Raw genomic sequence first — 24,934 nt, 5'->3', positions numbered from 1 at the left:
AGGGTTCACGGCCGTGTACATCCAACATTCCGTGAACCGTGTTGACTCGGTTCACAGCCTCTGCTCTTATTGACCCATCGAACGAGCGACCTCCGGTGGAGGCGGTCGCCGCTCAGGGGGGGAACAGCCATGGGCATGAAGGGCAAGGTCGCACTGGGCGCCGTCGTGGGGATCGTCGTCATCGGCGCCGTATCGGCGAACGCGGGCGGCGACAGCAGCGGCTCCGGCGGCTCCGGCGACAGGGACTCGTCGGCGTCCGCGGACCGCGGCACCGGCGGGGACAAGAAGAAGACGGACTCGGAGGAAGTCGCCGAGAAGAAGGTCGCGTTCGGGGGAGACGGCGACTTCGAGGTCGGTTCCGACATCAAGCCGGGCACGTATCGCACCACCGGCAACGCCGACGGCCTGTGCTACTGGGAGCGGGCCAAGGACTCGTCCGGCGAGATGGACTCGCTGCTGGCCAACGACAATGTGACCGGCACCGGTTACGTCACCATCAGCGCCTCGGACGCCTACTTCAGGACGTCCGGCTGCCAGGACTGGAAGAAGTCCGCCTGACCCCCGCCATGCGGGGCGCGGCCCACAACGGCACACCCAGCCAACCCACCAGCTCATCCAGCGCCCCGCGCGCTACGTCATCACCGAGGAACCCTCATGCGTCGCACCGCACTCGCCGCCCTCTGCCTCACCGCCGTCACCACCGTGGCCGTCACCGGCTGCCAGGGCGAGGACAAGTCGGAGGGCAAGGCCAAGGACAGGGCCGCCGGCTCCAGCAAGCCGAAGGAAGCGTTCGCCGGTCTGACCGGCGGGCAGATCGCCGACCGGGCGGTGAAGGCGACCCGCGGTGCCGACTCGTTGCGGATCAAGGGTGACATCCCCGACGAGGAGAGCGGCGGCACCATCGGGATGGACATGGCCCTCAACCAGAAGGGCGACTGCGCCGGTCACATGAGCATGGACGGCGAGGGCCGGGCCGATCTGATCAAGTACGGCGACACCGTCTACATGAAGTACGACGAGGCGTTCCTGCGCAGCCAGAGCGAGGGCGAGCCCGAGGCGGAGACCGACGCGGCGGTCGCCATGCTGGCGGGCAAGTGGACCAAGATGTCGGCGACGGGCGAGGGGGCCGAGGACTTCGACGCCTTCTGCGACCTGGACACGCTCCTCGGTGACGCCACCGGCGGCACGTCGGACGCGACGCGCGGCGAGACCAGCACGGTCGACGGCACGCCCGCGATCACCCTGCACGAGAAGGACGGCAAGGAGCGGAACACCCTCTACGTCGCCACCGAGGGCGAGCCCTACGTGCTCAAGCTCGTCAGCACCAGCCCCTCGGACCCCGGCTCGCTCACCTTCAGCGACTACGGCAAGCCGGTCCCGACGGACAAGCCCACCGGCGACATCATCGACCTGGACGCACTCGGCGCCTGAGCCGGGAGGGACGCCGGGGGCGACGCCGGGGAGGACGCCGGGAGCCGGGACACGGTCGGCTCCCCCGTCAGCCTCCGCACTGCCGCAGCATCATCTGCTTGTCGGGCGGCGTCACGGGCAGCTCGTACTTCAGCGAGACCTGGGCGAAGCGCACCGCGTAGGAGCAGCGGATCTGCTTGTTCGGGGGGAGCCAGGCGGCGGGGCCCGAGTCGCCCTTGGAACTGTTGGTGCGGCCGTCGACGGGCATCAGGTTGAGCGGGTCGTTGGCGATGTCCTGGCGCTTGCCCTCGGTCCAGCGGGCGGCGCCCATCTGCCAGTCGTAGGAGAGCGGCATGACGTGGTCGATCTGGACCTCCGTGGCGCGGGACTTGGTCCAGTCGATCGTCCGGCCCGTGTACGGGTCGTCCAGCCGCATCGACATCACCACGCAGTCCGAGCCGGACCGGAAGCGCAGGTCCTCGCCGTCGCGCTGGAGGAGGTCGTTGCGGGTGTCGCAGCCGTTGCGGGCGAAGGGGATGCCGCCCGGCGCCGAGTCCATCCAGGCGTAACCGAACTCGTCCCGGTCGTACCCCGTCTTCGGGCCGCGGCCCTTGGTCGCCACCTTCTCGATCAGGGCCCGCGCCTCGGCCCGGTCGGCGTCGGAGGTGATGGCCGCCAGGCCCGGTTCCGTACCGTCGGGGTTGTCCAGAGGGTTGACCGAACGGCCCGAGCCGGCGCCCTGGGCCGAGCCGGAGGCGGCGTCGTCCAGGGGCAGCTCCTCCAGGTCGTCGCAGCCCGTGAGTACGAGCACCATGCCGAGCACCGCGGCCGACAGCGCCGCCCCGCCCCTACGCCGCATCACTGTGCGCCCCTCCCCTGCATGCCGGTTACCTGTTCCCACCGTAGCCGCCGAGAGGTCCAGACCATATGGGCCGAAAATGCGCATCCGTCGCATCACCGGCGTATTGTCGGTTCTGAGTCACCTCGGAAGGAGCTCTGGATGGGCATCCTCGACAGATTCAAGAGCAACCGCGGCGCGCAGGACAAAGCCAAGGACATGTCCGACACCGCGGAGAAGAAGGTCAACGACAAGACGGGCAACAAGTACGAGAGCCACGTCGACGACGCGCAGCGCAGAGGCGAGGGCGCGCTCGGCATGGACCGCGAAAGGCCCGACCAGCCGTAAGGCCATTCTGAGCCGTAAGGCCATTCTGATAAGAGAAGCCGTCCGCGGAGACCCACCACCCCGCGGACGGCTTCGCCTTTCCGACTCCCGTCGGCGACCGCACCGCCAGCACGGCTACGACCGCACCACGGGCACCGCTAAGACCCGAGGATCGTCGCCAGGAACTCCCCGACCCACCCCAGCAGTTCCCGCCCGACCAGCGGCTTCCCGCCCACCTTCGCCGTCTTCGGGCGCGGCACGAGCACCTGGTGCGCCGCCGGCTTGATCACGCTGCCCGGGTAGAGCCGCTTCAGCCGCAGTTCCTGCGACTCCCGCAACTCCACCGGCGCGAAGCGGATGTTGGTGCCCTGGAGGACGATCTCGCCTACACCGCACGCGCGGGCGAGCATGCGCAGGCCCGCCACCAGCAGCAGGTTCTCCACCGGCTCCGGCAACTTGCCGTAGCGGTCGACGAGTTCCTCGCGTACGGCCTTGACGTCCTCCTCCGTGTTGGCGGAGGCGATCGCGCGGTAGGCCTGCAGGCGGAGGCGCTCGCCGGGGGCGTAGTCGTGCGGGACGTGCGCGTCGACGGGGAGCTCGATCTTGACCTCCAGCGGCGGCTCCTCCTCCACGCCGCCCTCCAGCGAGGCGCGGTAGTCCGCCACCGCCTCGCCGACCATACGGACGTACAGGTCGAAGCCGACGCCCGCGATGTGCCCGGACTGCTCGCCGCCGAGCAGGTTGCCCGCGCCTCGGATCTCCAGGTCCTTCATCGCCACGTACATGCCCGCGCCCATCTCCGTGTGCTGGGCGATGGTCGCCAGCCGCTCGTGGGCCGTCTCCGTCAGCGGCTTCTCCGGCGGGTACAGGAAGTAGGCGTACCCGCGCTCCCGGCCGCGGCCGACCCGGCCGCGCAGCTGGTGCAGCTGGGAGAGGCCGAAGTTGTCGCCGCGCTCGACGATCAGGGTGTTGGCGTTGGAGATGTCGATGCCCGACTCGACGATCGTCGTGGACACGAGCACGTCGAACTTCTTCTCCCAGAAGTCCACCACCACCTGCTCCAGGGCCGTCTCCGACATCTGGCCGTGGGCGATCGCGATGCGCGCCTCGGGGACGATGTCCCGGAGGCGGGCCGCCGCCCGGTCGATCGACTCCACCCGGTTGTGGATGTAGAAGACCTGTCCCTCGCGCAGGAGTTCACGGCGGATCGCGGCGCCGATCTGCTTCTCCTCGTACGGCCCGACGAAGGTCAGCACCGGGTGCCGCTCCTCCGGCGGGGTGGTGATCGTGGACATCTCGCGGATGCCCGTCACGGCCATTTCCAGGGTTCTGGGGATCGGTGTCGCGGACATGGTCAGGACGTCCACGTTCGCGCGCAGCTTCTTCAGCTGCTCCTTGTGCTCGACGCCGAAGCGCTGCTCCTCGTCGACGATGACCAGGCCGAGGTCCTTGAACTTCGTCTCCGACGAGAACAGCCGGTGGGTGCCGATGACGACGTCCACGGAGCCGTCCTTCAGCCCCTCCAGGACCGCCTTCGCCTCGGTGTCCGTCTGGAAGCGGCTGAGGGCGCGCACATTGACCGGGAACTGCGAGTACCGCTCGGAGAACGTCCCGAAGTGCTGCTGCACCAGCAGCGTCGTCGGCACCAGCACCGCCACCTGCTTGCCGTCCTGGACGGCCTTGAAGGCGGCCCGGACCGCGATCTCCGTCTTGCCGTAGCCGACGTCGCCGCAGACCAGGCGGTCCATGGGGATCGACTTCTCCATGTCCTCCTTGACCTCGGCGATGGTGGTGAGCTGGTCCGGGGTCTCGGCGTAGGGGAAGGCGTCCTCCAGCTCGCGCTGCCAGGGCGTGTCGGACCCGAAGGCGTGGCCGGGGGCCGCCATGCGCGCGCTGTACAGCTTGATCAGGTCGGCCGCGATCTCCTTGACGGCCTTCTTCGCGCGCGCCTTGGTCTTCGTCCAGTCGGCGCCGCCCAGGCGGTGCAGCGTGGGCGCCTCGCCGCCGACGTACTTGGTGATCTGCTCCAGCTGGTCGGTGGGGATGTAGAGCCGGTCGCCGGGCTGGCCGCGCTTGGCGGGGGCGTACTCCACGACGAGGTACTCGCGGGTGGCGCCCTGCACGGTCCGCTGGACCATCTCGATGTAGCGGCCGACGCCGTGCTGCTCGTGGACGATGTAGTCGCCGGCCTCCAGGGTCAGCGGGTCGATGGTCTTGCGGCGGCGGGCGGGCATGCGCGCGCCGTCCTTGCCGGCCGCCTTCTGGCCGGACAGGTCGGTCTCGGTGAGGACGGCGAGCTTCAGCGCCGGGTCGACGAAGCCGTAGTCGATCGAGCCGCACGCCACGTGCACGACGGACGGGCTCAGCGCGGTCAGGTCGGCGTCCAGGCGGGCGGCGATGCCCTCGCCGCCGAGCACCTCGACCGTGCGGGCCGCGGGGCCGTGGGCCTCGGTGACGTAGACGGCGCGCCAGCCGTCGGCGAGCCAGCCCTTGGTGTCGGCGAGCGCCTTGGCGGTGTCGCCGCGGTAGGTCTCGGGCGCGTGCATGCCGAGCTTGAGGGTGTCGGCCTCCTCGAGGGCGTCGTCCGCGGCGAACGGCGACACCGACCACCACATCATGTCCAGCTCGCGCGCGTGGTCGCGGACGTCCGCGATGGACCACAGGGAGGCCGCGCCGACGTCGATGGGCGCCTCGCCCCCGCCCGCCGTGGCCGCCCAGGACGCCTGGAGGAACTCCTGCGAGGTCGCCACGAGGTCGGCGGCACGCGTGCGTACCCGCTCCGGATCGCACACCAGGGCCATCGCGCCCTTGGGCAGCACGTCCAGCAGCAGCTCCATGTCGTCCACCAGGACCGGAGCCAGGGACTCCATTCCCTCTACGGCGATCCCCTCGGCGATCTTGCCGAGCAGCTCGCCGAGTTCCGGGTGCTGTTCGGCGAGGGCACGCGCGCGTGCGCGGACGTCCTCGGTGAGCAGCAGCTCGCGGCAGGGCGGCGCCCACAGGCCGTGCTCGGCGACCTCCAGGGAGCGCTGGTCGGCGACCTTGAAGTAGCGGATCTCCTCGACGTCGTCGCCCCAGAACTCGATGCGCAGGGGGTGTTCCTCGGTGGGCGGGAACACATCGAGGATGCCGCCCCGTACGGCGAACTCGCCGCGCTTCTCGACCAGCTCGACCCGGGAGTAGGCGGCGCCGGCGAGGGCCTCGACGATGGCGTTCAGGTCGGCGGTCTGGCCGGTGCGCAGGGCCACCGGTTCCAGGTCGCCGAGGCCCTTGACCTGCGGCTGGAGTACCGAGCGGACCGGTGCGACGACGACGGAGACCGGGCCGGTCTCGGGGTCGTCGGGGCGGGGGTGGGTCAGGCGCCGCAGGACGGCGAGGCGGCGGCCGACGGTGTCGCTGCGGGGGCTGAGCCGCTCGTGCGGCAGCGTCTCCCAGGAGGGGTACTCCACGACGCCCTCCGGGGGGAGGAGGGAGCGCAGGGCGGCCGCCAGGTCCTCGGCCTCCCGGCCCGTCGCCGTCACCGCGAGCACGGGGCGGCCGGCCTCGCGGGCCAGCGCGGCGATCGCGAAGGGGCGGGCCGCCGGGGGGCCGACGAGGTCGACGTGCATGCGGGTGCCGTCGGTGGCCGCGGTGATCGCTTCCGCGAGGGCGGTGTCCTTGACGACGGCGTCGAGCAGACCGTGCAGGCTCATGTGGAGGGAGCTTCCGTCCGAGAGGTGGGGCAACGCGAAGGGCCCGACTCGTCGTACGGGCCGGGGGGTCTCCAGCGTACGACGCCGCACTGACAGGCGCCGGGCGCTGTGGACAACGCGGGACAGGCGCCGGGGCTGTGGACAAGCGGGGTGCCCATATGCCGGTGCCGGGAAGCCCCCCAAGGCTTCCCGGCACCGGTTCCCCCGCAACCCCCGTATGCGGTGGCTGTCCGCCCCGCCCGCTACTCGGTCGCGATCGCGTTCAGGACGTTCATCCGGCCCGCCCGGAAGGCCGGGATCAGGGCGGCGAACAGGCCCACGAAGGCCGAGCCGATGAAGACGCCGCCGATGGTGACCCAGGGGATCTCCAGCACCTTCAGGCCCTCCAGCTCCAGCAGCTGCTGGGCCGTCGCGCCCCAGCCCATGCCGAGGCCGAGGCCGAGCAGGGCGCCGAAGAGGGCGATGACCACCGACTCCATGCGGATCATGCGGCGCAGCTGGCGGCGGGAGAGGCCGATGGCGCGCATCAGGCCGATCTCACGGGTCCGCTCCACCACCGACAGGGCCAGGGTGTTCACCACTCCGAGGATCGCGACGATGATCGCGAGGGCCAGCAGGCCGTAGATCATGTTCAGCAGCTGGCCGATCTGGTCCTTCAGGGCTTCCTTGTAGTCGGTCTGGTCGCGCACGGTGTACTGCGGGTAGTCGTGCAGCGCCGCCTTCAGCGACTTGTACGCGGCGTCCTGCTGCCCGTCCTTCGCCGAGGCGAAGACCAGCTGGTCGAGCGGCATCTTGTCGGCCGGGACGTACTTGGCGAGCGTGGCGATCGAGATGTACTTGGAGCCGGCGTCGATGACGACGTCACTGCTGGTGATCGCCCGGACCGTCAGTTGGGCCGTGGCGCCGTCCTTGAAGGCGACCTTGATCTTCGAGCCGAGCTCGATGTCGTGCGCCTTGGCGAACTTCTCGTGGACGGACATCGAGTCGGGCCGGTAGGCGTCGGCGAGGTTGCCGGCGACCGTCTTGGTGCGCAGGTCCTCGGCGTACGTCGGGTCGGCCGCGGTGATGTCGGTGTCCTTGAGCGTCTTGCCGTCGGGGGTGGTGTAGTCCGCCTCGGTGATCTTGTACTGGGTGACGTGCTCCAGGCCCGGGGTCGCCTTGGCCGCCTTCACGGCATCGGGGGTGACCAGCTGGCCGCTGTCGGACTGGATGATGAAGTCCGTGCCGACGGTCTTGTCGAGCTGGTCCGTCGCCGAGGCGACCATCGAGGAGCCGACGACCGAGAGGCAGGCGACCAGCGCGAGGCCGATCATCAGGGCGGCGCCGGTGGCTCCCGTACGGCGCGGGTTGCGCAGGGCGTTGCGCTCGGCCATGCGGCCGACGGGGCCGAACATCCGCAGGACGAGGGCGCCCAGGACCCGTACCACCCCGCTCGCCAGGAGCGGGCCGATGACGACGAAGCCGATCAGGGACAGGACGATGCCGAGGCCGAGCCAGAGCGAGCCCTCCTTGGCCTTGTCGGCGGCGGTGGCCAGGTAGAGGCCGTAGCAGCCGCCCGCGGTGAGCAGGGTGCCGAGGACGGCCCGCACCCGGCCCGCCTTGGCGTCCGCCGGGGCCCCCGCGTCCCGCAGGGCGGCCATCGGGGAGACCTTGCCCGCGCGGCGGGCCGGCAGATAGGCGGCGAGGACGGTGACGACCACGCCGAGGACCAGGCCGACGGCCGGGGTGGTCCACACGATCGTCAGGTCGGAGGTGGACAGCTCCATGCCCATGGAGCCCATGAGCTTCATCAGGCCGATCGCGAGCCCGACGCCCGCGCCGACGCCCAGCAGCGAGCCGACCGTGCCCAGCAGCAGCGCCTCCACCAGCACGGACCGGTTGACCTGCTTACGGCTGGAGCCGATGGCCCGCATCAGGCCGATCTCCCGGGTGCGCTGGGCGACCAGCATGGAGAAGGTGTTGATGATCAGGAAGATGCCGACGAGGAAGGCGATCCCGGCGAAGCCGAGCATCGCGTACTTCATGACGTTCATGAAGCCCTCGACGTCCTTCTGGTTGGCGTCGGCGGTCTCCTTGGCCGTCTGCACCTTGTAGTCGCCGCCGGTCGCGGCGAGCACGTTCTTCTTCAGCTGCGCGTCGCTGACCCCGCTCACGGCCGTGACGTTGACGTTGGTGTAGACGTCCGGTTCACCGGCGAGCGTCCGCTGGGCGGTGGCGGTGTCCAGGTAGAAGATCGCCGCGCCGGGGTTGGTGACCTCGAAGTCGGCGATGCCGGAGATCTTCGCGGTGTGCGTGCCGACGGCGCTGATGACGCCGATCTCGTCACCGAGCTTCAGGTCGTGCTTGTCGATGGTGTCCGCGTCCACCATGACCTGGTCGGGGCCCTTCGGCGCCGTACCGGAGGTGATCTTCATGGTGCGGGCGTCGTTGCTGTTCCAGCTGCCGACGATGGTCGGGGCGCCGCTGGAGGGCGAGAGGTTGTCCTTGTCGCCGTCGACGACGGTCACCGAGGTGGTGAAGACGGTGCCCTCCGCCGACTTCACGCCCTCGGCGCCGCGCACCCGCTCCACCACGGTGGCCGGCATGACCGGCGGCTTGCCGTTGTCGGCGGTGGTCTCACCGGTGTCCGAGGCGTCCTTCGAGCTGACCGTCACATCGGAGGAGGTGGCGGCGAACAGCTTGTCGAAGGTGGTGTTCATGGTGTCGGTGAACACCAGGGTTCCGCAGACGAAGGCCACCGACAGCATGACCGCCACGGCCGACAGGGCCATCCGGCCCTTGTGCGCGAAGAAGTTGCGCATCGAGGTCTTCAGCACGGTCATGACGTACGCCCCCGGGCGTCGAAGTCCTTCATGCGGTCCAGGACGGCCTCGGCGGTCGGCTTGAACATCTCGTCGACGATGCGGCCGTCGGCGAGGTAGAGCACCCGGTCCGCGTAGGAGGCGGCGACCGGGTCGTGCGTGACCATCACGATGGTCTGCCCGAGTTCGTCGACCGAGCGGCGCAGGAAGCCCAGGACCTCGGCGCCCGCGCGGGAGTCGAGGTTTCCGGTCGGCTCGTCACCGAAGATGATCTCGGGGCGGGCGGCCAGCGCCCGGGCCACGGCGACGCGCTGCTGCTGGCCGCCGGAGAGCTGGGTGGGCCGGTGCTTGAGCCGGTCGGACAGCCCCACGGTGTCCACCACGCGGTCGAGCCACTGCTTGTCGGGCTTCCGCCCGGCGATGTCCATCGGCAGCGTGATGTTCTCGAGCGCGTTCAGCGTGGGCAGCAGGTTGTACGCCTGGAAGATGAAGCCGATCCGGTCCCGGCGCAGCTGAGTGAGCTTCTTGTCCTTCAGCCCGGTGATCTCGGTCTCGTCCAGGTAGATCTGACCGCTGGTCACGGTGTCGAGACCGGCGAGGCAGTGCATCAGGGTGGACTTGCCGGACCCCGAGGGGCCCATGATCGCGGTGAACTGTCCCCGCGCGATGTCCACGTCCACATGGTCCAGGGCCACGACCCGGGTCTCCCCGGACCCGTAGGCCTTCACGACCTGGCGCGCCCGGGCGGCAACGGCCGTACGCCCTCCAGTGCCCCCGTGCCTGGGAATGGTTACGGCCGATGTCATGGCAAATCTCCTATGTCGGTCAACAAGTGCGTCATGCGAAGCTGTGTGAAGCGGTACGACGATGAGTCTGGTCCCGGGAGGGGTCGTGGCGCGCTGGTGCCCAGCGCAGTCTTGTGCGGGGGAAAACCCCACCCCCGCGAGGCCGGTCAGCCGCCCCCCAGCGGCATAAAGCCAGGTTAAGGACCGGCCGGGGCCCGTTCGTCCTCCGCCGGGACGAACCCTCCCCGAGCCCTGGTGGGGAGGTACCCCTAGGGGCAGTGCACCTTTGGGCGGAGGTGTTCTCGGGGTCGCCTCCTCCTTCAGCCTCATCCCTGCCGTGACGTGAGGTTCAAGTGGGATGCTGTCGGGCGGCAGATAGGTGCAAGGGGAAGGCATCCTGTGGGCGGCGACACGAGACCTGCGACCCGCGACTGCGCACAGCGCACCGGGACCGAGCGCCGCGGTGCCGTGGTGGCCGCCCTGATGCTGTCCATGGCGCTGGCCGCGCTGGACTCCACCATCGTCTCCACCGCCGTCCCCCAGATCGTCGGGGACCTCGGCGGCTTCTCCTACTTCTCCTGGCTCTTCTCCGGGTATCTGCTGGCCGTGACGGTGAGCCTACCCGTCTACGGCAAGCTGTCCGACACCTTCGGCCGCAAGCCGGTGCTGGTGGCGGGCGCCGCCGTGTTCCTGCTCGGCTCGCTGCTGTGCGCGGTGGCCTGGAACATGGGGGCGCTGATCGCGTTCCGGATCGTGCAGGGCCTCGGCGGCGGCGCGCTGCAGGGGACGGTCCAGACGCTCGCCGCGGATCTGTACCCGCTCAAGGAGCGCCCCCGGATCCAGTCCAAGCTGTCCACGGTGTGGGCGGTGTCCGCGGTGGCCGGGCCCGGGGTGGGCGGCCTGCTGGCGGCGTACGCGGACTGGCGGTGGATCTTCCTGGTCAACCTGCCCGTCGGGGCGGTGGCGTTGTGGCTGATCGTGCGTCATCTGCACGAGCCGGAGCGGAAATCGCCCGCCACGCGCGCGCGTGTCGACTGGGCGGGCGCGGTCGCGGTGTTCGCGTGCGGCGGCGTCCTGCTGACCGCGCTGGTGCAGGGCGGGGTGGCCTGGCCCTGGCTGTCGGCACCCTCGATCGCCCTGCTGGCGACGGGATGCGCGCTCGTGGGGGTCGTCGTCCTGGTCGAGCGCCGGGCCGCGGAACCGATCATCCCGGGCTGGGTCTGGCGCCGCCGTACGATCGCCGCGGTCAATCTCGCGCTCGGCGCGCTGGGCCTGCTGATGGTCGCCCCGACCGTCTTCCTGCCCACCTACGCCCAGTCGGTGCTCGGACTCGGCCCCATGGCCGCCGGATTCGTGCTGTCGGTATGGACGTTGAGCTGGCCGGTGTCGGCCGCCCTCAGCCAGCACGTGTACCGCAGGATCGGCTTCCGGGACACCGCGCTGCTCGGCATGGCGGCCGCGGCCCTGGTCCTGTTCGCCTTCCCGTTCCTGCCGTATCCGGGCCAGGCCTGGCAGCCGACGCTGCTGATGCTGCTGCTCGGGGGCGCGCTCGGGCTCTTCCAGCTGCCGCTGATCGTGGGCGTCCAGTCGACGGTGGCCTGGTCGGAGCGGGGCACCACCACGGCGTCCGTGCTGTTCTGCCGGCAGACCGGGCAGACGCTGGGCGCGGCGGCCTTCGGCGCCATCGCCAACGCCGTCCTCGCGGCCCGCCTCGGCGGCGCGAGCGACCTGGACCCGGTCACCGGCGCCGTCGGCTCGGGGGCGGCGGCGGAGGCGACGCGGCACGCCGTCGCGGACGCGGTGCACGCCGTGTATCTGGGGGCGGCCTGCGCCGCGGCGCTGGCGTTCCTGGTGCTGCTGTTCCTGGCGCCGCGGAAATTCCCGGTGATCGGGGACTGAACGGGCCTACCCTGGCCGCATGGTGAGGCTGGAGCGGCTGCGGGCCGAGCACGCGGACGCGGTGCTGGCCTTCGAGCGGGAGAACCGCGCGTACTTCGTGCGCACGATCCCCGACCGCGGTGACGCCTACTTCGAACCCGCCGGTTTCGCCGCCCGCCACCAGGCGCTGCTGACCGAACAGGCCCTCGGCATCTGCCACTTCCATGTCCTGCTCGACGACGGGAACCGGCTGATCGGCCGGATCAACCTGATGGACGTCGAGCACGGCGGCGGCGAACTCGGCTACCGCGTCGGGGAGCGGGCCGCGGGCAAGGGCGTGGCGACGGCGGCGGTCCGGGCCGTGTGCGAGCTGGCCGCCACCACGTACGGGCTCACGGAGCTCACCGCGGTCACGACGCTCGACAACCTGGCGTCCCGGGCGGTGCTGGAGCGCAACGCCTTCTCCCCCACCGGCGAACTCGTGATCGACGAGCGGCCCGGCATCGCCTATCACCGCGCGCTGCGGCAGTCGGGGCTCTCGAAAAGTCGGAGTTAACCGGGGTAACACCCGAGGTCAGGCGCGTCGAAGCGAAAGCAAGCGCATACCGACCACTCAGTTTGTCGAAAGCCTCGCGGATCTTGCTACCAGCGAGTAACGTGCGTCACCCGCTCGACCGCCCCCCCACCTCCCTGCGGTCCGTACCGGACCCGAGCCGCCACGCAAGGAGTACGGGATGTCCCCCGACTCGTATCCGCCGTCCCCGCACCGGCCTCCCCAGCCGTATGCCGGCTACCCCTGGCAGCCGACGGCCCCCGCCGAGCCCCCACGGCACCGCGCGCCGCGCCACCCCGCGCTCGGCCACCACAGCGACCTGCGCATCCTGCGCAGCGCCTACCGCTGGCAGCGGCGCACCGCCACCCTCACCGCGCTCGGCTACTTCGTCCTGTTCCTGATCCTGTCGGCGACCGCGCCGGCCTTCATGACGAGCACCGTCACCGACGGCCTGCCCACCGGACTGCTGCTCGCCCTGGTCCAGCTCCCCGTCACCTGGCTGGCGATCGCGCTGTACGAGCACACCGCGCGCCGTTACGTCGACCCGCTCGCGGAGCGCATCCGCAAGCAGGCCGCGGTGGACGCCCGGCGCGAGGAGGCGGCGCAGCGATGACCACGCAGTTCAGCGGTGACGCACAGGCGATGTCCCTGGTGGCGTTCTCCGCCGTCGCCACGATCACGCTGCTGCTGTGCGTGATGACCGGCCCCGACCGGGACGACCTCGACGAGTTCTACACCGGCTACGGCTCCCTGTCCGCCATGCGCAACGGCCTGGCCATCGGCGGCGACTACATCTCCGCCGCGACCGTGCTCGGCACCACCGGCGTCATCGCCCTGTACGGCTACGACGGCATCGTCCTCGCCCTCAGCACGGCGCTGTCGCTGATGCTGCTGATGTTCCTGCTGGCCGAACCGCTGCGCAACGCGGGCCGGTTCACCATGGGGGACGCGCTCGCCCGCCGGATGCCCGGGCGCAGCGTGCGGATCACGGCGTGCGTGGTGACGATCGCCGCGCTGGTGCCGCTGATGGTGGTCCAACTCGCCGGCACCGGGCAGCTGATGGCGTTCATCCTCGGCTTCTCCGGTGACTCGATGAAGACGGGCTGCATCATCGGTCTCGGTGCGCTGATGATCAGTTACGCGGCGATCGGCGGGATGAAGGGCACCGCGCTCATCCAGATCCTGAAGATGGTGATGCTGCTCGGCTCCGGCGCCGTGGTCGCCGTCCTGGTGCTGAGCAAGTTCGACTGGAACCCGGCCGCCCTCTTCGACGCCGCCGCCGAGGGGAGCGGGGTGGGATCCGCCTTCCTCAGCTCCGGGCTGCAGTTCTCGGGCGGGCCGCATCCGGGCCTCGACATGGTCAGCTCCCAGCTCGCCGTCGTCCTCGGCGGCGCCTGTCTGCCGCACGTCACCATGCGCATGTACACCGCCGACAGCGCGCGGCAGGTCCGCCGTTCGATGTCCTGGGCGGTCTCCACGGTCGTGCTGTTCGTGCTGGTCATCACCGTCGTGGGCTTCGGCGCGACCGCGCTGATCGGGCGGGCGGGGATCGCCGGGGCCGACCCGCAGGGCAACACCGCCTATCTGCTCGGCTCCCAGGCCGCGTTCGGGGCCGAGGTCTCCACGGCGGAGACCTTCCTGTTCACCACGGTCACCACGGCGATCTTCCTGACGGTGCTCGCCTCGGTCGCCGGGATGATCCTCGCCTGCGCCAACACCCTCGCCCACGACGTGTTCGCCACCCGGCTGCGGGAGTTGTCGGGGCGCCGCGAGATGACGCTGGCCCGGCTGTCCGCGCTGGCGGTGGGGGCGCCGGCGATCCTCTTGGCCACGATGGTGCAGCACCGCAGTCTGCAGCCGCTGGTGACGCTGTCGTTCTGCCTCGGTGCCTCGGCCATCGCCCCCGCGCTGGTCTACAGCCTCTTCTGGCGCCGGTACACCCGCACCGGCCTGCTCGCCACGCTGATCGGCGGTTCGCTGGTGGTGCTGCTGATGATGCCGGGCACCAACCTGGTCTCCGGATCACCCTTCTCCGCCTTCCCCGAGGCCGACTTCAACTGGTTCCCGTTCACCACCACCGGCCTCGTCTCCATCCCCGCGGGCTTCCTGTTCGGCTGGCTGGGCACGCTGGCCTCGGGCCGCCGAAAGGCCGAGGAGCAACGGCACCAGTACGAGGCGGTAGAGGGCTGGATCCTGGCAGGCGCCACCCGCCACCAGAACTGACGGACCCGGGCCGCGAGGGTGGGCGCCCCGGGGGTGGTCATTCCGCTGCGGCTCGGCCTGTCAGGGTGGTGAGGCTGGTGCGTACGTGATCCATGTGGGCGCGTACGTCGTCCCAGCGCTCGCCGTGTTCGCGCAGTACGCGCTCGGTTTCGGTCGCGATGCGCTCCTCGCGTACCCGCGCCTCCGCGATCATCTCGGCCGCCCGCGCCCGCGCCTCCTCCTGGCTCCGGCGGCCCGCCGCCTCGGCATCGGCGAGCGCCTGCTTCGCGTCGGAGAGCGCGGCCTCCGCGCGGGCCATGCGCTCGGCGTGCCGGACCTCGGCCGCGGCCGCCCGCTCCTCGGCCTCGCGCTCGAACGCGGCCAGCCGTTCGGCGTACTCCCTGGCCTGCTCGGCGAGCAGGCCGGTGGTGCGCTGCCGCACCTCGCGCAGGGCGGCCACCGCCTCCCCGCGGCACTCCTTGACCTCGCGCCGGGCCGTGATCCGGATCTCGTCCGCCTCGGCGCGCGCCGCGAGCAGACGCTGACGCGCGCGCTCCTCCGCCTCGGCCCGTACCGAGTCGGCATGCTCCCGTGCCGCCCCCTGCCCACTCTCCGCGTGCGCCCGCGCCTCCTCCGCGAGGCGCCGCGCCTCCTCCCGAGCGCCCTCCCGCACCGCCGCGGCCTCCTCCGCACCCAGCTCGAAGAGGCGCCGCGCGCGCTCCCCGAGGGCGTCGTACGTCTGGGGCGCGAGCCGGGCCACGGCCTCCCGCATCCGTACCGCCTCGGCCTGCATCTCCTTGGCGAGCACGGTCAGCCGGGCGGCGCGCTCCCACGCGGCGTCCCGGTCCTGGGAGAGGGCGGCGGCGAACGCGTCGACCTGTTCGGGACGGTACCCACGCCCCCGTACGGCCACGAAGCCGTGGGGCGGGACCGGTGTGCCGCTCATGCTGGAACCCCTCTCCATCAGACGGACGCACAATCATGATTTCGCGGCCATCTTCATGTATCGGAAAGAAAGGTACATAACGCGACACTCCGGTCATGGGTCACGCGCCGTCCGGGTCATGCACCGTCCGGGGGTACGAAGAAGCCGGGCCCGGTCGTCCTGACCGGGCCCGGCGTCCACGCGTGCGTGCCGCTCAGCGGCGGCGCGTCACAGCAGGCCGTCCCACATCTGCTCCAGCAGGACCGACCACCAGCTCTCCGGCGAACCGAGCGCCGCCGGGTCCAGCGCGGCCAGCTGCGCCTGGAAGTCGACGGTCCAGCGGCCCGCCTGCTCCTGGTTCAGCCCGAACCGCAGCCGCCACATCCGGCCGAGCAGCGCCAGACAGCGCTGGAACTCGGGCAGCCCGGTGTTCACGAACTGCGGCGGCACGGGCGCCCCGCCCGGCCCTGCCTCCACCGGCACCGCGACGATGTTCGCCGTCCCGTACTGGACACAGATCGCCCGGCCGAAGTCGCTGCCCATCACCAGGTACGAGCCCGCGTCCGAGGCCGGCTGCACCCCGCGCTCGACCGCCAGCTCCGCCAGCGTCGGCACCGGCCGCCCCGGCTGGGCCTGGGCCCAGAAGAAGGGGCCCATGTCCATCGGCAGCCCCGCCGCGACCAGGCTGTGCGCCACGATCGGCGGCACGCCCTGCCGGGACACGGCGGCCTGCTCGAACCGGAACACCCCCGGCCCGAACACCGCGGCCAGCTCCTGCCCGATCGCCTCCGGCGGCACCGGCGGCGCGGGCGGCACCGGCGGCAGCGGCGCCCGCACCGGCGCGGGCCGCGCGGGGCCGTCCGCCACCTGGTGCAGCTCGCCCTGGTGCGCCAGCAACTGCCGCATCCCCTGCTGCCGGCTCGCGTGATCCGTGCCGTACGGCGCGATGCTCGCGATCCGCGCCTGCGGCCACTGCTCCCGGATCATCCGCGCGCAATACGCGCCCGGCAGCTCGCACGACTCCAGCTCGGTGTGCAGCTCCAGCACCTGGTCCGGCGGCACGTTCATGGCGCGCAGCTCGTGGAAGATCTGCCACTCCGGGTGCGGCGTGCCCGGCGCCGAACGCCGGATCAGCTGCTGCTCGGAACCGTCCTGCGCGCGGTAGCGCAGCACGGCCTGGTACCCCGGGCCCACGGTCGGCTGACCGGTGGGCTGCTGCGGGTAGCCGTACGCCGGGGGCTGCTGACCCGGCATGGGCATGGGCATGGGCATCGGCTGACCGGGCGGCGGCATCGCCCCAGGGGGCATCGCGCCGGGCGGCATCGGCGGCTGTACGGCGCCCGGTGCCATACCGGGGGCGCCAGGGGCCTGCGGCGGCGGAGGCGTGCCGGGGCCGCCCACGGGGGGCGCGGACAGCACGGTCTCCGCGTGGTGCACGGCACCGCGGCCGGCGCCGGGGGCGCCGGGCATGCCGGGGGCGCCAGGGGGCTGCGGGGCGCCCGGGGCTCCGGGCGGGTTCGGCATCCCCGGGGCGTTCGGCGCACCGGGCGGGCCAGGAGGCTGCGGCACCCTGCCGCCCCCACTCATCTGGCTCGGATCGGCCAGCATCGTGGCCGCGTGGTGCACACCGCCCGGAGGCGTCCCGCCGGGCGCACCCGGAGCGCCGGGAGGCTGCGGCGCGCCCGGACCGGCCGGACCGCCCGGACCGCCGGGGCCCTCGGGACCGAGCGCGGACACCAGCTGCGTCGGTACGTACCCGCCCGCGGGCGTCCCCGGCGCACCAGGGCCGGACGGCGCGGGCGGCGGCGTGGCTCCCGGGCGCGCGCCCGGCGCTCCGGGGGCGCTCGGCGGAGGCGGCGGAGTCGCCGCACGACGCGGCGGAGGCGTCGCCTTGCTCGTCGCGGCGTCGGCGATGTCCCCGGCGTTCGGCGCGAGCGGCCGGCCCGGCCCGGCGTCGGGGGCGGCACCCGGGCCGCCCTGCTGGTAGCCGGAGGACGGCGCGCCCGCGGGAGGCGGAGGCGTGGCGCCCGGCACGGGGGAGCCCGGCGCGGCCGAGTCGTCGAGCGCCGGCGCCACCGCGGTACGCGGCAGCTGGCTGCCCCCCGACATCAGCGCCGTCTTCGCGTCCGGCACGGCCGGCGGCGGCGTGCTGTCGTCCACCTCGTTCAGCTGCTGCGCGAACACGGTCGCGGGCAGCGGTACGGAACGGTCCTCACCGGCGTCCGCGTTGGTGTCCGTACCGGCCCAGGGAGTCGCATCGGCCACCCCGGCATCGGGCCAAGCCGAACCCGCCCCGGGCGCCCCGGCCTGCGTCTCCGGCAGACCCACGGCACCGGCCCCGGAACCCGCCCCGGACCCGGCCCCCGCACCAGACCCACCCGGCGCATCAGCCACCCCGGCATCCGGCCAAGCCGAACCCGCCCCCGGCGCCCCGGCCTGCGCCTCCGGCAAAGCCCCACCACCAGCACCGACCCCGGCACCGGCACCGACCCCCGCACCGGACCCGTCCGACCCACCGGACCCCTCATCAGGCCCCGCCGACGCACCGGACCCCACACCAGCGCCGGCCGCCGTCCCGCCCGAGGTGTCCCCACCCCGGCGGCCGGGAATCCCCAGCTGATCCGCCGCCTCCTGCAACCACTCCGGAGGAGTCAGCAGGAACGACGTCTGGTTCAGATCCACCCGCGCCGAAGCCGCCGGCGCCGGCTCCGGGGCCTCGTCCGGGCGGCCGTACTCCTCCTCGTACCGGCGGATCACCTCGCCCACCGGCAGCGCGGGCCACAGGCTCGCCTCGCCGCTGTCCCGGGCGATGACCAGCCGCTGCGCCCCGCCGTCCGAGCGCGGCCCGTCCGGGCGGTCCTCGGCCCAGACGACGAACCCCAGCTCGAACTCCCGCACCCGCACCTCCCGGTGCTGGTACGCGGGCACATCACCGTTGACCCACTCCTCCGCGCGCTCCTGCGCCTGAGCGAACGTCACCATCGCGAAACTCACTCCCCAGACACGGAAGTAGACACCGGCACGGAACGGGCGAACCCACCGTCGACCATCAGGTTGGCCACCGTCTCCAGCTCGGGCGGCGAACCCGCCAGCCGGGAGAGGAAACCGTCGAAGTCGTCACCGCAGGGCAGCAGCAGCCGCTCCACCCGTTCCGCCGGCGACCACGCCGGATCGACGTCCCGCGCGTCGTCGTACGCGCAGAACCAGACCGAACCGATCCGCTCGCCCTTCACCTTCACCGCCAGCAGACCGCCCTGGACGAAACCGACGCCCAGATAGTCCTTGGTCAGATGGTCCCGCAGGCACTTGTTGACGTAGACGAGGTCATTGACCGCCGCCTCCTCGCGCACCGTGAAGAAGGGCTGGTCGATCAGCAGGCCCAACTCCGCGTCCAGCGCGGTCCCCACCGGCGCGCAACCGCCCGCCGCCTTCAGGAACGACCGGTACGCGCCCGGCAGCCGGTACCCGAGGTCCTCCTCGACGCCCAGCACCTGCGCCTCGCTCACCGCCACCCCCGACTTGGGCAGACCGATGTGCGCCGGACGCGTCTCCTGGAGCGGCCGGGTGCCCCGCTTGTTCTGGTCCACCGCCGCCGTCGCGATCCCGCCGTGATGCCGCAGCAGCGCCTTGACCTCGACCGGAACCAGTTCGAGCCGCCGCGAAGCCGCCGCATGGTGCCACGTCCAGCCGTGCGGCGTCGCCACCGACGGCACCGTGTCCCACAGCTCATGACCGGAGGCCGCCAGCGCCGCGTTCGCCGACACGTAATCCGTCAGGCGCAGTTCGTCGACGCCGAACCCCTCCGGCGGGTCCGCGATCTCCGCGGCCGCCCGCGCGTAGGGCGAGAAGTCGGGATAGCCGTGCTCGTCGATCCGCACCCCACGCGGGTGACGGGCAGCCCGGACCGGATCCGGGAAGTGCACGACCTGCCCGGCGTAGGCCGCGTTCGGCGGCGCGGCGTGTCCCCCGGCCTGGCGGCCGGGAGGCGCCCCCAGCCCGAGCCGACCTGTCGTCATGGCGGTTGCCCCCTGCGGCGTTCTGGTACGGCACGCACTGACCCTCCTCGGCCACTACGCCCCGTATCGACTGTCTCCACGCGTCAACCGCATGGATCGCGGTGCCGACAGCCTATGCGGTACGGCGACACGGGTCACCGGGCACCGGTCAGGGCCCCTCCGCTTCCGTGACCAGCCGTCACCCCGCCGTGACAGCCTGCCCAAACCCGGGCGTGTCGCGCCGCCCCAGCTTCCGCACCAGCCACGCCATTTGGCACTCTGTGTCGTCCGGGGGGATGCACGGGAGGGGATGACGATCATGAACGCGACGCAGACAGGACCACACGGGGGCCCGAGAACGAGCCCGTCCGGCGACCCCCGGGTCGGCTGGAGCGCCACCGAGGTCCCGCACGCCCCCACCCTGCGCCACCGCCGCGACGGCATACTCCCCACCGTCGCCGCCGCCCTCTCGGTCCGCGGCGCCACCCTCACCGGCACCGCCGCCCGCGGCGACCAGCCGCCCGCGCTGCACCCACTGGTCCAGGACTTCCTCGACACCCTGACCAGCGCCCAACGCGACCGCTTCACCGGCCGCTGCGCCGAGACGATCCTGATCTCCCGGCACATCGCCACCGCCGACGCCGCCCGCAGCAAACGCGCCGCCCGCAAACCGATGACCAACGGCGAGGCCCGCAAAGCCCTCAAGCAGGCCAAGCTCACCGCCCGCCGCATCCGCGAGGACGGCGACCCCCTGCACGGCAGCTTCGCCACACCCTGCCGCGCCTGCACCGCCCTCAGCGCCCACTTCGGCGTCCGGATCGTCGACCCGGCCGGCGCCGGCGACTGACGACCGACGCCCGTCCTTCACACCCGCACGATAGAGGGCAGATGCACCCGGACCGCACCTCCACCACCCGCTTCCCCGTGCCCGTCGACGCCGCCCTGCGCGCCGCCGGCTGGCAGCCCGGACGCTGGGACATCAAGCAGGCCGAGATCTGGGCCGACACCCTGCGCGACCACGCCTCGCCCGCGGGCCACCGGCACACCGTCTTCCCCGCCGCGGTGGAGGCCTGGGCGGAGTTCGGCGGACTGCACATCACCCCGCCCGGACCGGGCCGCCAGGTCGCCCCCGCCAGCGTCCACCTCGACCCGCTGCACGGCCTGCACATGGCCCGCACCCTCGGCGACCTCGGCCGCGCCCTCGACACCGAGGTCTGCCCCCTCGGCGCGGAAACCGACACCGACGCCCTGCTCGCCATCGACGCCGAGGGCCGCGTCTACACCCTCGACCACACCGGCGACTGGTACCTCGGCCCCGACATCGACCTGGCGCTCAGCACCCTCGTCGCGGGCACCGAACCGGTACGGCTCACCGCGCCCTGAGCCGGCCCCACGCCACCCTCACGCCGCCGGAATCACCGCCGACACCCGGAACCCCCCGGCATCCGTCGGCCCGGACACGAACACCCCGCCCAGCGCGGCCACCCGCTCCTTCATCCCCACCAGGCCGTTGCCGCCCGACGGCAACCGCGCCGAGGACGCCGACGCCGCCTCCGGCGGGGGCTCGTTCTCCACCTGCATCGCGATCTCGGCGACCCGATGAGCCAGCCGTACGTGCGTCTTCGCGCCCGCCGCGTGCTTGTGCACGTTGGTCAGCGCCTCCTGCACCACGCGGTACGCCGTCTGCTCCACCTCGGGCGGATAGCCCCGCACGTCGCCCTCGACCGACAGGTCGACCACCATGCCCGCCGCCGCGGACTGCCCGATCAACTCGTCCAGTTCCGACAGACACGGCCCCTCGGCCGAAGCACCCTCGTCCTGCGCGGCCCGGGACGCCGCCGCCGCGGCAGCCGCGCCGACCGCCGCCAGCGGCACCACCGGACGCCGCCCCGCGAGACCGTCGGTGGCGCGCAGCACGCCGAGCATCTCGCGCAACTCCGTCAGCGCCTGCCGGCCCATGTCACCGACCAGGGCGGCGTTCTTGACCGCCTTCTCCGGATCCTTGCGCGCGACCGCCTGCAGCGCCGCCGCATGCACCACCATCAGGCTCACCCGGTGCGCGACCACGTCGTGCATCTCCCGCGCGATCCGCGTGCGCTCCTCACCCCGCGCCCACTCGGCCCGCTCCTCCGCGCGCTCCGCGAGCAGTTGCAGCTCCCGTTCCAGACTGTCCGCCCGCTCCCGCAGCGACTCCATCAGCCGCCGGCGCGCGCCCACGTACAGGCCGAGCAGCAGCGGGGGCGCGGTCATCCCCAGCGAGGTGGTGATCGCGCCGAACGGCACGAACCAGTCCCCGAACTGGAGGTCGCCCTGGTCCACGCCCTGGCGCAGCCACACGAACGTCACGATCAGCATGCCGACCTGGGACATGCCGGCCAGCGCGCCGATGATCCGGCGGGGCAGTTCGGAGGCGGCCAGGGTGTACAGGCCGACGACGATCATCAAGAAGCCCATCTGGGCGGGCATGACGGCGATCGAGACCAGCACGACCGCGATCGGCCACCGCCGCCGCACCACCAGCACCGAACCGGCCAGCACCCCGAACAGCACACCCACGAACGCCGGGATCCCCGCGTCCGCCGCGAAGCCGAACCCTTTCGCCCCGCACTCCAGCGCGGACACCGCGGCCAGACCCATGTCCAGCGCGGCACTACGCCACCTCGCCCACCACCACGGCCCGGCCAGGGCCCCGGTGTGCTCTTCCCCCGTCGTGGTCATGACTCCAGCCTACGGGCGGGGGGCGGGCCATTTCCGGTGAGTTTCCGGGACTGGCCTACACCACAGGACCGGACCGACGGGAGGCGAAACAACCCGAAATACCTCGAACTGCTGAATCGCTCACCGTTCGACACCGGAACCGACCATTCCGTCCGGACGGTATGCCTATGGCACATCCACCGAACAAATACACCGACTTCGAAGCACTCCGGGAACGGGCGACGACCTTGCGCCGAGCGGGCCTCAGCCGACGCCGGATCCGCGATGAACTCCACGTCGACAACAACGACCTCCTCAACCGGCTCCTGGAGGGCGAGCCACCTCCGCAATGGACGAAGCGACCGAACGCGAAGGACGACCTCAGGGGCAAAGCCCGCGAGCTACGACTCCAGGGCTGGACGTACGACCAGATCCAGGTGGAGCTGGGGTGCTCGAAAAGCTCGATCTCCCTGTGGGTACGAGACCTGCCGAAGCCGGAGCGACGCGATCCGGCGGATCAGGCGAAGCTGGCGGCGCAGAAGCGCTGGGAGCACGAACTCGCCGTGCGCGACGAGCAACGGCAGCACGTCAAGGCTGCGGCCGCGGCGGAGGTCGGCAAGCTGTCCAAGCGGGAACTGTTCGTTTTGGGCGTTGGCCTGTACTGGGCCGAGGGCACCAAGGACAAACCGCACGCGCGGCGGGAGCGGGTGGCCTTCGTCAACAGTGACCCCGGCATGATCCGCCTGTTCCTTGCCTGGCTCGACCTGCTCGAAGTCGGCAGAGAGCGCATCGGCTACCGCGTGATGATCCACGAGTCCGCCGACGTCGAAGCAGCCGAGAGGTACTGGGCGGACATCGCTCAGGCCGACCGCAGCGCCTTCGCCAAGACAACCCTGAAGCGGCACAACCCGAAGACCGTCCGCAAGAACACGGGCGATGATTATCGCGGCTGCCTGGTGCTCACCGTCCGGCAGAGTGCCGAGTTGTACCGTCGCATCGAAGGCTCTTGGTACGGCATAGTGTTGGGAGCCACCCAGCAGATCGGCGATATGTCCGATTAGCCGGGTACATTCCCCCGTGGTGTAATCGGCAACACACGTCACTTTGGATGATGTATTTCAGGTTCGAGTCCTGGCGGGGGAGCAACTGCTCGGTTCGGGTCCTGACGGCCAAACAGCGCCAGTCAGGGCCCGCTCCCATAACCACCGCGAAACGCCCCGGTATCCTGCGGATGTCACCCCTCCCCATCCCAAAAGCCGAAGGGCAACCCCGTGAGCGCCATTCGCCCGGCAGCCGTCGTCGTTCTCGCAGCGGGTGAGGGCACCCGTATGAAGTCGGCCACACCCAAGGTCCTGCACGAGATCTGCGGACGCAGCCTCGTGGGTCATGTGCTGGCCGCCGCGCGCGAGTTGCAGCCCGAGAACCTCGTCGTGGTCGTCGGCCACGCCCGCGAGAAGGTCACCGCGCACCTCGCCGAGGTGGACGCCGAGGTGCGTACGGCCGTGCAGGCGCAGCAGAACGGCACCGGGCACGCCGTACGGATGGCCCTGGAGGAGCTGGGCGGCGCCGTCGACGGGACCGTGGTCGTCGTCTGCGGCGACACCCCGCTGCTGACCGGCGCCACCCTCCAGGCCCTGGCCGCCACCCACTCCGCCGACGGCAACGCCGTGACCGTGCTGACGGCCGAGGTGCCGGACGCGACCGGGTACGGCCGGATCGTGCGGGACGGCGCCTCGGGTGCTGTCACCGCGATCGTCGAGCACAAGGACGCCGACGCGTCCCAGCGGGCGATCCGGGAGATCAACTCCGGGGTGTTCGCCTTCGACGGGCAGTTGCTCGCGGACGCGCTGGGCAAGGTCCGTACGGACAACAGCCAGGGCGAGGAGTACCTGACCGACGTCCTGGGGATCCTGCGGGAGGCGGGGCACCGGGTGGGGGCTTCGGTCGCGGGGGATCACCGCGAGATCGCCGGTATCAACAACCGTGTGCAGCTCGCCGAGGCGCGGCGGATCCTCAACGACCGGCTCCTGACGGACGCGATGCTGGCCGGGGTGACGGTCGTCGACCCGGCGACCACCTGGGTCGATGTCACGGTGAGCTTCGAGCAGGACGCCGTGGTGCACCCGGGCACCCAGCTGCTGGGCGCCACGCATCTCGGTGAGGGCGCGGAGGTGGGCCCGAACTGCCGGCTGACCGACACCCGGGTCGGTGCCGGGGCGCGGGTGGAGGCCACGGTGGCGGACCGGGCCGAGGTGGGCGCGGAGGCGACGGTGGGACCGTACGCCTATCTGCGGCCGGGGACCCGGCTGGGTGCGAAGGGCAAGATCGGCACGTACGTCGAGACGAAGAACGCCTCGATCGGTGAGGGGACGAAGGTCCCGCATCTGTCGTACGTCGGTGACGCGACGATCGGGGACCACACGAACATCGGTGCCGCCAGTGTCTTCGTGAACTACGACGGACAGGACAAGCACCACACGACCATCGGGTCGCACTGCCGGACCGGTTCGGACAACATGTTTGTGGCACCTGTCACGATCGGGGACGGGGCGTACACCGCCGCCGGGTCTGTGATCACCAAGGACGTACCGCCCGGTTCGCTGGCCGTGGCCCGTGGTCAGCAGCGGAATATCGAGGGCTGGGTGGCCCGCAAGCGTCCGGGGAGCGCGGCGGCGAAGGCGGCCGAGGCGGCGTCCGGGCGGCCGGAAGACGAAAACTGACTGGAAACAGGCGCGTCGGGGACGGCGTACCGTGATAAGTGCACATCCGCACCTAACCAGCTGAGACGGCCGCTCGCACCCAGTCGGGACGGGCTGGTGCGGCCTCTCGAC

The 24,934-nt window shown here is 71.7% G+C and carries 19 protein-coding genes and 1 tRNA gene; 12 read left to right on the top strand and 8 right to left on the bottom strand.

Features of this window, described 5'->3' with window-relative positions:
• Window positions 1–129 precede the first annotated feature (129 nt).
• The gene (locus tag ACWD1Z_RS11860) at window positions 130–558 is read left to right on the top strand and encodes a hypothetical protein (RefSeq protein ID WP_451117773.1); all 429 of its coding nucleotides are present in this window, start codon (window positions 130–132) and stop codon (window positions 556–558) included.
• Window positions 559–654: 96 nt separating this feature from the next.
• Window positions 655–1,431 carry a hypothetical protein gene (locus ACWD1Z_RS11855; protein WP_451117771.1) on the top strand — a complete coding sequence of 259 codons (777 nt, stop codon included), beginning with the start codon at window positions 655–657 and terminating at the stop codon, window positions 1,429–1,431.
• Between the two features lie 67 nt (window positions 1,432–1,498).
• Here the strand turns inward: ACWD1Z_RS11855 and ACWD1Z_RS11850 are convergent, their stop codons facing one another.
• On the bottom strand, window positions 1,499–2,269 hold the full coding sequence (locus ACWD1Z_RS11850; protein ID WP_451117769.1) for an HNH endonuclease family protein: 771 nt from the start codon (window positions 2,267–2,269) through the stop codon (window positions 1,499–1,501).
• 141 nt (window positions 2,270–2,410) lie between these two features.
• Between ACWD1Z_RS11850 and ACWD1Z_RS11845 the strand changes: the two genes are divergently transcribed.
• Window positions 2,411–2,596 carry an Rv0909 family putative TA system antitoxin gene (locus ACWD1Z_RS11845; RefSeq protein WP_451117767.1) on the top strand — a complete coding sequence of 62 codons (186 nt, stop codon included), beginning with the start codon at window positions 2,411–2,413 and terminating at the stop codon, window positions 2,594–2,596.
• 137 nt (window positions 2,597–2,733) lie between these two features.
• On the opposite strand, the gene mfd is transcribed toward ACWD1Z_RS11845, so the two are convergent.
• The 3 genes from mfd to ACWD1Z_RS11830 all read right to left on the bottom strand — a co-directional run bounded on the left by mfd (window position 2,734) and on the right by ACWD1Z_RS11830 (window position 9,874).
• On the bottom strand, window positions 2,734–6,267 hold the full coding sequence (gene mfd, locus ACWD1Z_RS11840) for a transcription-repair coupling factor (protein WP_451117765.1): 3,534 nt from the start codon (window positions 6,265–6,267) through the stop codon (window positions 2,734–2,736).
• 242 nt (window positions 6,268–6,509) lie between these two features.
• Complete coding sequence (locus ACWD1Z_RS11835; protein WP_451117763.1) at window positions 6,510–9,089, bottom strand: ABC transporter permease; 2,580 nt, start codon at window positions 9,087–9,089, stop codon at window positions 6,510–6,512.
• Window positions 9,086–9,874 carry an ABC transporter ATP-binding protein gene (locus ACWD1Z_RS11830; RefSeq protein ID WP_389418334.1) on the bottom strand — a complete coding sequence of 263 codons (789 nt, stop codon included), beginning with the start codon at window positions 9,872–9,874 and terminating at the stop codon, window positions 9,086–9,088. The genes ACWD1Z_RS11835 and ACWD1Z_RS11830 overlap by 4 nt, the downstream gene beginning before the upstream one ends.
• Before the next feature lie 378 nt (window positions 9,875–10,252).
• Between ACWD1Z_RS11830 and ACWD1Z_RS11825 the strand changes: the two genes are divergently transcribed.
• The 4 genes from ACWD1Z_RS11825 to ACWD1Z_RS11810 all read left to right on the top strand — a co-directional run bounded on the left by ACWD1Z_RS11825 (window position 10,253) and on the right by ACWD1Z_RS11810 (window position 14,507).
• On the top strand, window positions 10,253–11,752 hold the full coding sequence (locus ACWD1Z_RS11825) for an MFS transporter (protein WP_451117760.1): 1,500 nt from the start codon (window positions 10,253–10,255) through the stop codon (window positions 11,750–11,752).
• Window positions 11,753–11,771: 19 nt separating this feature from the next.
• A complete protein-coding gene (locus tag ACWD1Z_RS11820) occupies window positions 11,772–12,287 on the top strand; it encodes a GNAT family N-acetyltransferase (protein ID WP_451117758.1) in 516 nt (171 codons plus the stop codon).
• A 178-nt stretch (window positions 12,288–12,465) separates the two neighbouring features.
• The gene (locus ACWD1Z_RS11815) at window positions 12,466–12,897 is read left to right on the top strand and encodes a DUF485 domain-containing protein (RefSeq protein ID WP_451117756.1); all 432 of its coding nucleotides are present in this window, start codon (window positions 12,466–12,468) and stop codon (window positions 12,895–12,897) included.
• Window positions 12,894–14,507, top strand: a complete 1,614-nt coding sequence (locus ACWD1Z_RS11810; protein ID WP_451117754.1) for a sodium/solute symporter — start codon at window positions 12,894–12,896, stop codon at window positions 14,505–14,507. Before ACWD1Z_RS11815 ends, ACWD1Z_RS11810 begins: the two co-directional genes overlap by 4 nt.
• A gap of 37 nt (window positions 14,508–14,544) precedes the next feature.
• Here the strand turns inward: ACWD1Z_RS11810 and ACWD1Z_RS11805 are convergent, their stop codons facing one another.
• The 3 genes from ACWD1Z_RS11805 to ACWD1Z_RS11795 all read right to left on the bottom strand — a co-directional run bounded on the left by ACWD1Z_RS11805 (window position 14,545) and on the right by ACWD1Z_RS11795 (window position 19,427).
• Window positions 14,545–15,432: a cellulose-binding protein gene (locus ACWD1Z_RS11805; RefSeq protein ID WP_451117752.1), complete on the bottom strand. Its 888-nt coding sequence runs from the start codon at window positions 15,430–15,432 to the stop codon at window positions 14,545–14,547.
• Window positions 15,433–15,639: 207 nt separating this feature from the next.
• Complete coding sequence (locus ACWD1Z_RS11800; protein ID WP_451117750.1) at window positions 15,640–18,393, bottom strand: SUKH-4 family immunity protein; 2,754 nt, start codon at window positions 18,391–18,393, stop codon at window positions 15,640–15,642.
• 8 nt (window positions 18,394–18,401) lie between these two features.
• Window positions 18,402–19,427, bottom strand: coding sequence for an SMI1/KNR4 family protein (locus ACWD1Z_RS11795; RefSeq protein WP_451117748.1), 1,026 nt, complete (start codon window positions 19,425–19,427; stop codon window positions 18,402–18,404).
• A 289-nt stretch (window positions 19,428–19,716) separates the two neighbouring features.
• Here ACWD1Z_RS11795 and ACWD1Z_RS11790 point away from each other — a divergent pair, with 289 nt between their 5' ends.
• Window positions 19,717–20,253 carry a YwqJ-related putative deaminase gene (locus tag ACWD1Z_RS11790; protein ID WP_451117746.1) on the top strand — a complete coding sequence of 179 codons (537 nt, stop codon included), beginning with the start codon at window positions 19,717–19,719 and terminating at the stop codon, window positions 20,251–20,253.
• A gap of 41 nt (window positions 20,254–20,294) precedes the next feature.
• A complete protein-coding gene (locus tag ACWD1Z_RS11785) occupies window positions 20,295–20,789 on the top strand; it encodes an SUKH-3 domain-containing protein (protein WP_451117744.1) in 495 nt (164 codons plus the stop codon).
• 18 nt (window positions 20,790–20,807) lie between these two features.
• Here ACWD1Z_RS11785 and ACWD1Z_RS11780 read toward each other — a convergent pair whose 3' ends face one another.
• On the bottom strand, window positions 20,808–22,124 hold the full coding sequence (locus tag ACWD1Z_RS11780) for a sensor histidine kinase (RefSeq protein ID WP_451117742.1): 1,317 nt from the start codon (window positions 22,122–22,124) through the stop codon (window positions 20,808–20,810).
• A 167-nt stretch (window positions 22,125–22,291) separates the two neighbouring features.
• On the opposite strand from ACWD1Z_RS11780, the gene ACWD1Z_RS11775 reads away from it, so the two are divergent.
• From ACWD1Z_RS11775 to glmU, 3 genes are all read left to right on the top strand, one after another.
• Window positions 22,292–23,164, top strand: a complete 873-nt coding sequence (locus tag ACWD1Z_RS11775) for a hypothetical protein (RefSeq protein ID WP_451117740.1) — start codon at window positions 22,292–22,294, stop codon at window positions 23,162–23,164.
• Between the two features lie 10 nt (window positions 23,165–23,174).
• Window positions 23,175–23,246: transfer RNA gene (locus ACWD1Z_RS11770), tRNA-Gln, on the top strand.
• Window positions 23,247–23,374: 128 nt separating this feature from the next.
• The gene (gene glmU, locus ACWD1Z_RS11765; protein WP_451117738.1) at window positions 23,375–24,823 is read left to right on the top strand and encodes a bifunctional UDP-N-acetylglucosamine diphosphorylase/glucosamine-1-phosphate N-acetyltransferase GlmU; all 1,449 of its coding nucleotides are present in this window, start codon (window positions 23,375–23,377) and stop codon (window positions 24,821–24,823) included.
• Window positions 24,824–24,934: the final 111 nt, after the last annotated feature.

The sequence above is a fragment of the Streptomyces sp. NPDC002784 genome (assembly GCF_053592135.1).
Note: the sequence above shows the minus strand (reverse complement) of the source record. Positions and strands in the feature narration are given on the sequence as shown.